The organism is Lysinibacillus sp. NPDC048646 (assembly GCF_050272295.1).
Classification (GTDB): domain Bacteria; phylum Bacillota; class Bacilli; order Bacillales_A; family Planococcaceae; genus Lysinibacillus.
Genome location: NZ_JBNNLZ010000008.1, coordinates 166112 through 177352 on the forward strand (window position 1 = coordinate 166112; position 11241 = coordinate 177352).

Consider the following 11241-nt stretch of genomic DNA (forward strand, 5'->3'; position numbering starts at 1 on the left):
CAATGGGGAAAATGCGCCCCATTGATAGAAGTTTCACTTTATCCCGCTATAACGGTCAGTAAGACGCCTGCCTCAAGTTGAAAGATGAGGTGGGCGTCTTTAATAGCCAAATTAGTTTAACTAACAATTAGTGAGGGAGAACCTCCACTGAGCTAACTTTCACTTTATAAATGAAATAATAGGATAATTCAAAATCGATATTGGGTAAATTGTAAATATTCGCTAAAAATAAACTTGAAAACGAACGTCTGTTCGTGATAAGATAAGAATAAATCAATGTTGAGTAGATTAGCTAGAATAAGTTATATTAGGAATCATTGTAATACTAGGGGGTTTTAAATGTGGATGATATACAAACAACAGCTATTTTAGAGTTAGTTATTTATAAGGATAGCAATATTTCTAATGAGTTAATGAAAGATTTTAATGGAAGTATTACAAATGTGATTCTGAGAGATGAGGGAGGTAATATGCTTGAATGTGCATGTATGGACAGCTCGATTTCTAGTTTAATACTGATGGATTCATTGCATGAGGAGGAAATAGAATTAATGCAAGAGCATAATGATACAAAATATATCTATCAAAAAGTTCAAAATCTAGATATCCAATATGATAGTTTAATTCAATTGGATGACAGTGAGGACAATATATACTGTGTTGTAGAGCTTAAAAATAAAATTTATTTATATAATGGCTTTTTAAGAAAATCGATTAATGATGATAGTATTACGTCTTTAAAAAGTTTGAAAAAATATTTAAATACCTATTATCCAGCACACAAAATATTAGAAAGAATATGTTAAAGATTTAGTAAAATGAGCAATTATGAACAAAGCAAAGGGATGATAAAGTTTGATGTTTTACTTTTATTTATTAAAGGTGGTGACAAAATGGAAAAAATTTTAGTGAATGAATTTGCATCTGAACTAATTGGGCAATCGAAAGGAAGGATTAGCAAAATCGACGCTGAGGCAATTGCAATCAATTACATATCTAAGGTGAAAAATTTTAATTTGTTAAAAACTAATGATGTTAAAAGGGTTGTACAGGGCATCATTGGAGATAAACAAATTATCGACTTAATAAAGGGGGAAGTACATATAATTTTTCATTTAAATTAAATAATACTAAAAAGGTGAGGTGCGAATAGAAATTTATACGAAAATCTCTAAGTCTATATATATAAAATTTGGGTTTGAAATATTGAAAGATTAGTAGGTGGTTATTAATGCATGTAGAAGATGACTTTATTTATTCTTGTAAATTTCATTCAAGGAAGACAGCATAGCTTTATTTGGATGAAATAATTAAAAATATAATAAATTAAAAGAAGTAAAATACTATAAACAATTTGAACAACTGAAACCAAATAAAATATTGAAAGTTGGGGCTACTGTGGATAATAAATTATTAAAAGAATTGACGTTAGATTTTAGCTATATTTTTGGCGCAATAAATCAGGGAAAAGTTTTTGACAATGAATCGAACATAAAAGAATTTTTGTTAAAAAGTAAAGAGTTTCAAAAGAAGCTTGTGCTTTTAACAGAGCAAGTAGCATCAACTTATTTGGATATAGAATATAAACGTGAAAAAGCTCTATTAACATCACATATACAATCAGAGAATGAGATAACACTGAAAAAGCTTCATGCACTTATGGCAGAGATTGATAAACAAGTCTATTTGAAAAGAACATTTAAATCGTAGCTAAATTAATTTTTGAAGGGAAGAGGATTAAATGAAAGCTTTCAAAGATGGGAATTCAAATAGAAATAATATTGATCGTTATGCGATGGCTTTAGCTTATCAAGAAATGGGGAATATTAATTTAATCATTTCTAAGGAGATGCAGCATTTAGAAATAGAAGCGGTAAAATCAGTAGAGTCATTCTTAAAAAAAATGAACTTTTATAAGTGTTAAACAATACTAATCTGTACATAAATTTTTAAACCTATCATACATAATAAGAACTCAACAATCAGTAGATATAACAATCTATTAAATGAATTAATTAAAAAGGTTTGATTCTGCAATATAAAACAGTGCTTGATGCAAATCATGTGTCAGCTAGATTATTAATGTAGAGTTTAAGGTATTTTTATGAAAGCAATGGCAGTAATTTCTATAATAGGGGTAACTCTAATTTTTACAATCTTTGTCCTCTTGTACGAAGATGAAAAGGATATCGAAAATAATCATAATTTCACAGTCGTAATGCTAAATTCGGCACAGAGCAAGTATGAGACCTCGGTTACAAAAATCAATAGTAAAGCACTACAATTAAAAGCTGAAAGGCTACAAAGACAACAAGAAATGCAAAGGTTAAAGAATAAGGAAAAGCTACAAATAGAGCAGCTTAGATTATTAAAAAAAAATCATCAAAGTCATGCTAGCTATTCAAAAAAGAATGTGAGTGATGACAAGGTTGAAAACAATCAATCAGAGTGGAAGCAATTTAATGCTTCGTACTATGGTTCTGATTGCACAGGCTGTAGTGGTATAACAGCAACAGGCATTAATGTTCGTGAATCAATTTACTATCATGGTTTAAGAATTGTAGCGGTAGACCCTACAGTAATCCCGTTAGGAACAATTGTCGAAATTAAAACACCCTATGAGTCGTTTAGGGCAATTTCTGCTGATAAAGGTGGTGCCATTAAAGGCTACAAATTAGATATTCTGGTTGAATCAGAAAGAGTTGCTGCACGCTATGGTCGGCATCATGTACAGTTACGAATCGTTCAATATCCGGAAAAGTAAACTGAAAATTAATACATAGAATAATGAAAAAGGCTATTTGCTCCAATGATTTACACGCTGTAAAGTTATTTGTTTTTTGAAAAATGTAAAATATTACGAAACTTTCCGGGTAGTGTATCCGTATAGTAGGTAAGACGATGAAAGGGGTGAACAACTTGACGCTATTTGGCTATTCACTTGAGCAGATTTATTTAGTAGTGTTAATTTTCGCTGGCCTTGCTACGATATTGTTCATGTTTTTTGGAGATGCTGTGGAGGGTATTGGCGATGGACTACCGATTTTAAATCCAAGTGTGATTTTATCATTCATCACGATGATGTCAGCAGCAGGTTTTATTTTAGAGAAACTAGCCTTATTTTCTAGCGCATTGAATATCGTTGCTGCTAGTATCATCGGAGTTATTTTAAGTGTACTTTTTTATTTATTTATTCTTGTTCCGCTGAAATCAGCTGATGTCTCGTTAGCTTATACGGAAGAATCGCTTGGTGGTCAATTAGGGAGGGTGATAGTACCAATCCCAACAGACGGCTTTGGGGAAGTTGTGATAGAGACAGCGAGTGGCATGATTTCGAAGCGCGCAGTAGGTTTTGACAATGAGGAAATCGACTATGATACGACGGTCCTGATTGTGGAAGTGAAAGAAGGTACTCTCCTTGTGAGAGCCTATGAAAAGAAATTTATATAAAGGGGAGAGGGTAATATGACAAGCATTTTGATAGTAGTAGGAGTTGTAGCATTTATATTAATCGCCATTGTGGGAATGTATGTGACGAAGTATCGTACAGCAGGTCCTGACGAAGCACTGATTGTGACAGGAAGCTACCTTGGCTCAAAAAATGTACATAAGGATGAGTCAGGGAATCGCATAAAAATTATACGCGGAGGCGGTACTTTCGTTTTCCCAATTTTCCAACAAGCACAGCCACTAAGTCTATTATCAAGTAAACTAGAGGTGACAACGCCGGAAGTATATACGGAGCAAGGGGTTCCCGTAATGGCAGATGGTACAGCTATCATTAAAATTGGCGGCTCTATTTCGGAAATTGCCACTGCGGCAGAGCAGTTTTTAGGGAAGCAAAAATCAGAGCGTGAAGGTGAAGCACGTGAGGTATTAGAGGGTCACTTGCGTTCAATTTTAGGATCAATGACTGTTGAGGAGATTTACAAAAATCGTGATAAATTCTCACAGGAGGTTCAACGTGTAGCTTCTCAGGATTTAGCAAAAATGGGTCTTGTGATTGTATCATTTACGATTAAAGATGTACGCGATAAAAACGGCTATTTAGATTCACTTGGTAAACCGAGAATCGCCCAGGTTAAACGTGATGCGGATATTGCGACTGCAGATGCGGAAAAGGAAACGCGCATTAAACGTGCAGAAGCATCTAAAGAGGCGCAGAAAGCAGAAATAGAGCGTGCGACTGAAATTGCGGAAGCGGAAAAAGAAAACCAATTAAAGGTAGCTGAATTCCGTCGCGAGCAGGATATTGCCAAAGCTCGAGCTGACCAAGCATATGAGCTTGAAACAGCCCGTGCCAAACAAGAAGTAACTGAGCAAGAAATGCAAATCCGCATTATTGAGCGTCAAAAACAAATTGAGTTAGAAGAAAAAGAGATTTTACGTCGTGAGAAACAATACGATTCGGAAGTAAAGAAAAAGGCAGACGCTGATCGTTATGCAGTGGAGCAAAATGCGGCAGCGGAAAAAAGCCGTGAGCTTGCGCAAGCTGATGCAGAGAAATATCGAATTGAGTCGTTAGCGAAAGCGGAAGCAGAGAAGATTCGATTAGACGGTCTTGCAAAAGCAGACGCAGAACGTGCACAAGGGGAAACAGACGCAGATATAATTCGTCTGCGTGGTCTTGCCGAAGCCGAGGCGAAACGTAAAATTGCCGAAGCCTTTGAATACTACGGTCAAGCAGCTGTCCTTGATATGGTTGTACGCATGATGCCTGAATATGCGAAAGAACTGGCTAGCCCACTAGGCAACATCGACAAAATTACAGTTGTGGATACTGGCGGTGGAGAAGGCGGTGGCGGTGCCAATAAGGTGACGTCGTACGCAACGAATTTAATGTCAACACTGCAGGAATCATTGAAAGAAACTTCGGGGATTGATGTCAAGGAATTGATTGAAAGCTATGCTGGCAAGCACACACTACGTCCTGAGCTTGAGCAAATTGCCGTTGGTCTAGGGACACAACAAGCTCCAAAAGTTACAGAAGAAATAAAAGAACCAGTTGAACAATAATGAAAATAGAGGCTGGGACAAAACTTTAAATTTTAAGAAAGAGGAGCATAGGCGTTATTAAATTTTTGCTATCTAAAATGAAGAAAAATTTAGACGTTCTTCCTTTTGGAATAAATAAAATTTAGAAGAGAGCACTAGTTGATGGTAGCGAAGGCGGCGACTCCTGGGGGGTTAGCGTGACGCCTGAGATACAGGCTCAGGCGACGCCTCCGGAAAGCGTCCGCCGTAGCGGACATCAACGCTACAGCAAAAAAGTGTTAGATCGACATCAGTCAATCTAACACTTTTTCTCTTTTGTCCCAGCCTCATTTTTTTTTATTGATCGGTAAGGTCAATCTCGCAAATCCATATTCTACCGGCGAACTAGCAGAAACAAGCGGCTGAATATGCCGTTGAGCGGGCAGAAAATGGCATTCTATCAGCGCAACCTCTTAAAATAATTCCTTCCATTCCTTTGCAAGCATGCCATATATCACATGGTCAACATAGTGGTCGTACAGCCATTCAGCGGCGCGTATCGTTCCTTCTGTTGTAAAGTTTAGTCGTTCAGGAATAGCACGACTTTTTACATTACCAGCAGCAGCTCGAATTTCCACTTTATTGAGCTGTAGCTCTTCAAATGCATAGAGCATTAAAGCCTGCACAGTTTTCGTCATAATACCATGCCCTTGTGCGTCTTTACTTAGCCAATAGCCAATTGCTGCAATTTTATTGGATGGATTGATGGCATTAAAACCCGCAATGCCAACGATCTGATTTCGAAAAATAATTACAAGGGAGAGGCTACTTTTTGCTTCGTAGCCTGCGATACAGCTTTCAATATAAGCCATTGAATCGGCTACCTCTTTTGTGAAATCAAGCCATGGCAACCATTCGCGTAAGTATTCCCTAGACGTATCCGTTAGGGCAAAAACTGCTTGTGCGTCTTCTACAGCCACAGTACGTAAAGATAATTCTTGATCAATCGTAATTTGCATTCCATTCACTCCAGTTCTTCCTATTATCCCGCATTAACGGTCAGTAAGACGCCCGACTCAAGTGGGCGTCTTACTGACCGTAAAAGCCCGATTGGTTCAACTAACAATCAGTAGGGTGATGAAGAAAACCTTACTGATTGAAGTTTCACTTTATCCCGCATTAACGGTCAGTAAGACGCCCGTCTCAAGTGGGCGATCAACTGACCGTAAAAGCCCGATTGGTTCAACTAACAATCAGTAGGGTGATGAAGAAAACCATACTGATTGAAGTTTCACTTTATCCCGCATTAACGGTCAGTAAGACGCCCGTCTCAAGTGGGCGATTAACTGACCGTAAAAGCCCGATTGGTTCAACTAACAATCCGTGGGTGATGAAGAAAACCCCTCTGATTGAAGTTTCACTTTATCCCGCATTAACGGTCAGTAAGCTCCCGTCTCAAGTGGGCGATCAACTGACCGTAAAAGCCCGATTGGTTCAACTAACAATCCGTGGGTATGAAGAAAACCTCACGGATAGAAGTTTCACTTTATTTTAGGGCATTATGCATAAAGCTTTTCATTTCTTGGCTTAAAGTGGTTAGCTCTTCGATAATTTCACTAAAATCTTGTACAAGCAGTGTCTGTTCATTCGTTGCATCGTTGATTTGCCCCATATTTTGTCTTAGATTTTCAAGATTTGAATTAATGTTACGAAGGGATGTTTCAATATTCTCAGTTGCACTAGATGTTTCAGATGACAGCTTTCTAACTTCTTGTGCCACGATATTAAAACCCGCACCATGTTGTCCCGCACGGGCAGCTTCTATGGATGCATTTAAGCCTAATAAATTTGTTTGACGAGAAATACTTTTTATTAAATTTGTAACTTCATTTGTTTTTTCTGAATCTTCAAGGGCATGTTGCGCCTGTTTGTTTATTTCCTCACTAGTTGCAGCTAGTTCTTCAGAATGTGAGGCAATGGTATGTACTTTATCTTGTAAGCTATTTACAATGTTATCCATTGAATTCATATAGTTTTCGAGCTTGAGCTCACTATCTATGGGAAGTCCGAAAGCAAGAGCACCGATGACTTTGCCATTTTCTCGAATGGGAAATGAAAAAGCATTGATAGCAATGCCATATACTTCTTCTGAGATAATAACATCTGCATTCTGTCCTCGAAAGGCAATAAAAACGTTTTGATCAGCTGGATTTACTTTTTGCCCATCCTGATAACCTGAGTCAACACGTTTACCAGCTAAATATTTTACAACGGTTTCACTTTCTTTTTCTACGACAGCCACGATAGCTTCTTCTTTTAAAGCAAGATGGATGTAGGGTGCTGAAAGTACTAAAGCTTCAATAATACTCATAAAAACGCCTCCGATTCTAGTCAAGAAAATAGTCTAGTCATCCAGCTTGTATGCACAATGAATGCTAGATTATCACTCCTAGTCTAACACAATTTTTTCCAATTCAAAATAGATGGTCTACTTTTTTTTACTGAAAAGACTGTGACATCACAGTCTTCGTATACTAATCGTTTTAATATAAATACTTTAAATATGAAGAAACACGTTCGATCTCAGGGTAAATAGTAGATTCGTTAATGCCTTCGATATTCAGTGCTTGTTCAATACTTTTTTTATAGACTTGTGGAATAATAATTTTTACTTTTAAACCATCTGCATTACGAAGTCTTAAATGATTGAGTGATTCAATGGAGTCCTCGCGACTTTGTAAATCCCCAACAATGAACGCTCTCAGGGCATTTAATTTGGAGCTCGTGGTACATTTTCTCTTCATTTTGCAGGAAGCGGTAAGAACGGAAAATACTTGGTAATAGAAAAAAATGGCTGTCACCCTGTCCACGATAATAGTAATAATTAAGTACAATTTTTTCAATGTTTTTATTGAAATCTTCTTCGTAAATCATTTCAAGTTCCTCAATAAATTGGTGGTAATTTTTCAGCTTGCATAAGGCAAACCTCCTAAAATAAGTGAGTGCTACTCGTTTAGTCTAACAAGAATAGACTTGATAGCGCGTTGTTTGAAACTGCTTATACGAATGTCAAATAAAACTATAAAAATAAAAGAAAAATACAGATATATTTGTCTATTTTTTGACAAACTCCAGTGTTTTTTGAAGAATATTGTATTAGAATAGTAGATAGAAATGGATTGTAAATAGGGAGAGAGAGAAATGGACTATATACAAAAGGGAACAAAGGCGTTTAACAAAGCAAATTGGGCCCTATTTTTAGCGGGGTTTATTACCTTTGCAAATTTATACGTATCGCAGCCATTGTTACCAACATTTGCAGAGGAATTTCATGTTTCGCCTGCAGTTGCAAGTCTTTCTTTGTCAGTGACGACATTTGCGCTGTCCATTAGTATGATTATTGTCGGCTCCTTATCGGAGGCTTGGGGTAGAAAGGCATTGATGACGATTTCTATTTTTGCAGCATCGTTCCTGACGCTAGCACTCGCTTTCTCCCCTAACTTTGAAACTATTCTGGTCTTGCGTGTAATACAGGGCGTTGTTTTTGCAGGTTTACCTGCGATTGCTATGGCTTACTTAGGGGAGGAAATGGACTCAAGAAGCCTCGGTATTGCGATGGGTCTCTATATAAGTGGCAATTCAGTAGGGGGACTTAGCGGCCGTGTCATTATTGGGACTTTAACGGATCTTTATAACTGGCAAGTTGGTATGATTGTGCTGGGCATTTTGAGTCTTGTTATTAGTGTGCTTTTCGTCTGGATGTTACCGAATTCTAAGCATTTTTCGCCACGTCCATTGCAAATAAAAGCATTAACGACATCGCTCATTCAACATGTGAAAGATCCATCGATGCTTTGTCTTTTTGGCATTAGTTTTGTGTTAATGGGGAGCTTTGTCACACTTTATAACTATATTGGCTTTAAATTAATGGCGCCTCCATATTATTTAAGTGCCACTATTGTTGGGTGGATTTTTGTAATTTATTTGGTCGGGACTTTTAGCTCGGCTTGGTTTGGTAGTTTAGCAGATAAATATGGTCGACAAAAAATGTTATTACTGTCGATTGCGATTATGTTTGCTGGGGCAATCATCACATTAAATGGTCTACTCAGTTTGAAAATTAGCGGTATTACAGTATTTACTTTTGGCTTTTTTGCTGCACACTCTATTGCCAGTGGTTGGGTGAGTAAACGTGCCACTCATGATAAAGCGCAAGCATCTTCCCTGTATTTATTTTTCTATTATTTTGGCTCCAGTGTAGGCGGAACGGCAGGGGGCATATTTTGGATGCATTTCGGTTGGGTAGGCGTCATTGCAATGATTACTGTCTTTTTAGTCGTTGCTTGTTTGCTATCGTTTTTATTAAAGGGAATCATTGCTAAGCAAAGCCTGGTTACAGGTCATTCGTGTTCATAATTATTTTTTGTGAGGTGCGAATTTGATTTGATAGAACCTCTATATGCAAAGTATGCTATCTATGTTTTGGTCATAAAGCTGAATGGATGCGGGTCTGATATAAAAATGAAAAGAAGCATGTGAGATCAATGACGATCTTACATGCTTTCTTTTGTTTAACCCATAATATTATAGCCTGCGTCGATGTAGATTGTTTCTCCTGTAACACCACGTGATAGGTGAGATAGCATCACAATCGTCATATCTGCGACTTCGTCTTGCTGCACATTTCGTTTTAATGGTGCAGTTTCTTCGATTTTGTGTAAAATCGTGTTGAATGAAGGAACACCTTTTGCTGCAAGTGTACGAATCGCCCCTGCAGAAATGGCATTGACACGAATATTATCTTGACCAATATCAGCAGCTAGGTAGCGCATAGAAGCTTCTAATGCAGCTTTAGCGACACCCATTACGTTGTAGCCGTCTAGCACACGTTCTGCACCTAGATAACTCATTGTTACAATAGAACCGCCTTCTGTCATGTATGGATGTGCGGCTTTTGCTGTTGAAATAAGAGAGTACGCACTTGTGTCTTGCGCAAATGCATAGCCGTCACGAGTTGTCTCTAAAAAGCGATTGTGTAAGTCTTCTGCATTGGCAAATGCTACAGAGTGTACAATGCCGTGGATAACGCCGACTTTAGCGCCAATCTCATCGAAGGCTGCTTTTGTGCTTTCGTCACTGTTGACGTCACATTGTACAATAAGGGCTTCAGGTTGACCATAATTTTCAAGTTGCTTTTGTAATTTCTTTAATGAACGTTCTTGACGATACGTGAAAATCACATTAGCGCCTACATCAAATAGACGTTTTGCGATTCCCCAAGCAATACTACGATCATTCGCTACGCCCATTACGACGATATTTTTATCTTTTAATTGTAATAAATTCTCCATCATCTATAAGAACCCCTTTGCAATATAATATCTGTTATTAGTACCAACTACTAAAATTTTATCATACATAAATTATGGTTGCAATAACAATCTGAAAAGAGTATTTAACTTTAGATAAGCGGGATTTCAAAGTTCGATTTTTATATACTCTAGTAGAATATTCCAGTTAAATTTATGTGCAAAAACTCAACGAAAGAGTGGGTATTCTATGTGTAAATTAAACCAAGGAAGGCAAAGTTCACAAAAAAAATCACCTCAAATCGTTTGAGATGAACTTTGTAATACAGGACTTACCTGCATATTGTATAGATCTAATGCTGTGCTTACAGCAGTATATATGGCTATTCGAAGACTGTTTTCTGGACGAATCGTTTGTGCTTTGATTTTAATTGCTCGTGTTTGCTTTCTATGGAAAATAAGGTCGTTGAATGTGAAGTCATCGTCGGTCATTTTGATGCGGGGTACTCAAACTGCTTGATATTTACTTTATCAATAGTAGACAAACTGTGTTCAGTTTCTAATTGCATAAACACGATCATTCCGCCTATCTTTTGAAATTTTATCAGAAATATACGTTACAAATAGCCCCTATTTTCGAGAGTAGTACACTGCGATCAACTATTTTATGCCACTTTTGGAATTTGTTATGTCCAATTAGCTGCTTCTTCAATTTCATGATTGCAAAACATGGACAATTTTTTCATCCCTACTAAGGTTGTCCAACGCATAAGCCATGCCCCGTGAAAAGCGTCCGCCCTAGCGGAAATCAACGGGTTCATAAAGATACTTCTATTTTAAAAGAAAAAAGACTGTAAACAAACTGAACTGCCCCTAAATTGTTAGACACCAAATCTAACGATTTAGGGGTGTTTTTTATGGCTAACTTTACTGCCGAAGAGAAAATATTTATGGCTCG

Annotated in this window: 14 protein-coding genes; 9 read left to right on the top strand and 5 right to left on the bottom strand. The window is 37.2% G+C overall.

The window, feature by feature from the left end; translation table 11 throughout:
• Positions 1-341 precede the first annotated feature (341 nt).
• The 7 genes from ACQKII_RS11590 (at position 342) to ACQKII_RS11620 (ending at position 5016) form a co-directional block, all read left to right on the top strand.
• Positions 342-806, top strand: coding sequence for a hypothetical protein (locus tag ACQKII_RS11590; RefSeq protein WP_427459342.1), 465 nt, complete (start codon positions 342-344; stop codon positions 804-806).
• 87 nt (positions 807-893) lie between these two features.
• Positions 894-1124, top strand: a complete 231-nt coding sequence (locus ACQKII_RS11595; RefSeq protein ID WP_427459344.1) for a hypothetical protein — start codon at positions 894-896, stop codon at positions 1122-1124.
• 274 nt (positions 1125-1398) lie between these two features.
• Positions 1399-1710, top strand: a complete 312-nt coding sequence (locus ACQKII_RS11600; RefSeq protein WP_427459346.1) for a hypothetical protein — start codon at positions 1399-1401, stop codon at positions 1708-1710.
• Between the two features lie 31 nt (positions 1711-1741).
• Positions 1742-1924: a hypothetical protein gene (locus ACQKII_RS11605; RefSeq protein WP_427459348.1), complete on the top strand. Its 183-nt coding sequence runs from the start codon at positions 1742-1744 to the stop codon at positions 1922-1924.
• Between the two features lie 180 nt (positions 1925-2104).
• The gene (locus ACQKII_RS11610) at positions 2105-2764 is read left to right on the top strand and encodes a 3D domain-containing protein (protein WP_427459350.1); all 660 of its coding nucleotides are present in this window, start codon (positions 2105-2107) and stop codon (positions 2762-2764) included.
• Positions 2765-2919: 155 nt separating this feature from the next.
• Positions 2920-3450 carry a hypothetical protein gene (locus ACQKII_RS11615; protein ID WP_427459380.1) on the top strand — a complete coding sequence of 177 codons (531 nt, stop codon included), beginning with the start codon at positions 2920-2922 and terminating at the stop codon, positions 3448-3450.
• Between the two features lie 15 nt (positions 3451-3465).
• Positions 3466-5016, top strand: coding sequence for an SPFH domain-containing protein (locus tag ACQKII_RS11620; protein ID WP_427459352.1), 1551 nt, complete (start codon positions 3466-3468; stop codon positions 5014-5016).
• Positions 5017-5447: 431 nt separating this feature from the next.
• Here ACQKII_RS11620 and ACQKII_RS11625 read toward each other — a convergent pair whose 3' ends face one another.
• Positions 5448-5993 (bottom strand): GNAT family N-acetyltransferase, encoded by a 546-nt coding sequence (locus tag ACQKII_RS11625; protein WP_427459382.1) that lies wholly within the window; start codon positions 5991-5993, stop codon positions 5448-5450.
• Positions 5994-6181: 188 nt separating this feature from the next.
• On the opposite strand from ACQKII_RS11625, the gene ACQKII_RS11630 reads away from it, so the two are divergent.
• A complete protein-coding gene (locus tag ACQKII_RS11630) occupies positions 6182-6529 on the top strand; it encodes a hypothetical protein (protein ID WP_427459354.1) in 348 nt (115 codons plus the stop codon).
• Here ACQKII_RS11630 and ACQKII_RS11635 read toward each other — a convergent pair.
• A complete protein-coding gene (locus ACQKII_RS11635; RefSeq protein WP_427459356.1) occupies positions 6521-7345 on the bottom strand; it encodes a methyl-accepting chemotaxis protein in 825 nt (274 codons plus the stop codon). The two genes, ACQKII_RS11630 and ACQKII_RS11635, sit on opposite strands and share 9 nt — an antisense overlap.
• Positions 7346-7517: 172 nt before the next feature.
• Entirely contained in the window at positions 7518-7877 is a 360-nt protein-coding gene (locus ACQKII_RS11640; RefSeq protein ID WP_427459358.1) for a hypothetical protein, read from the bottom strand.
• Positions 7878-8175: 298 nt separating this feature from the next.
• Here ACQKII_RS11640 and ACQKII_RS11645 point away from each other — a divergent pair, with 298 nt between their 5' ends.
• Positions 8176-9390, top strand: coding sequence for an MFS transporter (locus ACQKII_RS11645; protein WP_427459359.1), 1215 nt, complete (start codon positions 8176-8178; stop codon positions 9388-9390).
• A gap of 155 nt (positions 9391-9545) precedes the next feature.
• Here the strand turns inward: ACQKII_RS11645 and ACQKII_RS11650 are convergent, their stop codons facing one another.
• Entirely contained in the window at positions 9546-10328 is a 783-nt protein-coding gene (locus tag ACQKII_RS11650; RefSeq protein ID WP_427459361.1) for an enoyl-ACP reductase FabI, read from the bottom strand.
• A 641-nt stretch (positions 10329-10969) separates the two neighbouring features.
• A complete protein-coding gene (locus ACQKII_RS11655; protein ID WP_427459363.1) occupies positions 10970-11104 on the bottom strand; it encodes a hypothetical protein in 135 nt (44 codons plus the stop codon).
• Positions 11105-11241: the final 137 nt, after the last annotated feature.

Coding starts and splice junctions, on each gene's coding strand:
- ACQKII_RS11610 (WP_427459350.1), top strand. CDS start 2,105: ATGAAAGCAATGGCAGTAATTTCTATAATAGGGGTAACTCTAATTTTT.
- ACQKII_RS11645 (WP_427459359.1), top strand. CDS start 8,176: ATGGACTATATACAAAAGGGAACAAAGGCGTTTAACAAAGCAAATTGG.
- ACQKII_RS11655 (WP_427459363.1), bottom strand. CDS start 11,104: ATGAACCCGTTGATTTCCGCTAGGGCGGACGCTTTTCACGGGGCATGG.
- ACQKII_RS11650 (WP_427459361.1), bottom strand. CDS start 10,328: ATGATGGAGAATTTATTACAATTAAAAGATAAAAATATCGTCGTAATG.
- ACQKII_RS11625 (WP_427459382.1), bottom strand. CDS start 5,993: ATGCAAATTACGATTGATCAAGAATTATCTTTACGTACTGTGGCTGTA.
- ACQKII_RS11620 (WP_427459352.1), top strand. CDS start 3,466: ATGACAAGCATTTTGATAGTAGTAGGAGTTGTAGCATTTATATTAATC.
- ACQKII_RS11605 (WP_427459348.1), top strand. CDS start 1,742: ATGAAAGCTTTCAAAGATGGGAATTCAAATAGAAATAATATTGATCGT.
- ACQKII_RS11595 (WP_427459344.1), top strand. CDS start 894: ATGGAAAAAATTTTAGTGAATGAATTTGCATCTGAACTAATTGGGCAA.
- ACQKII_RS11635 (WP_427459356.1), bottom strand. CDS start 7,345: ATGAGTATTATTGAAGCTTTAGTACTTTCAGCACCCTACATCCATCTT.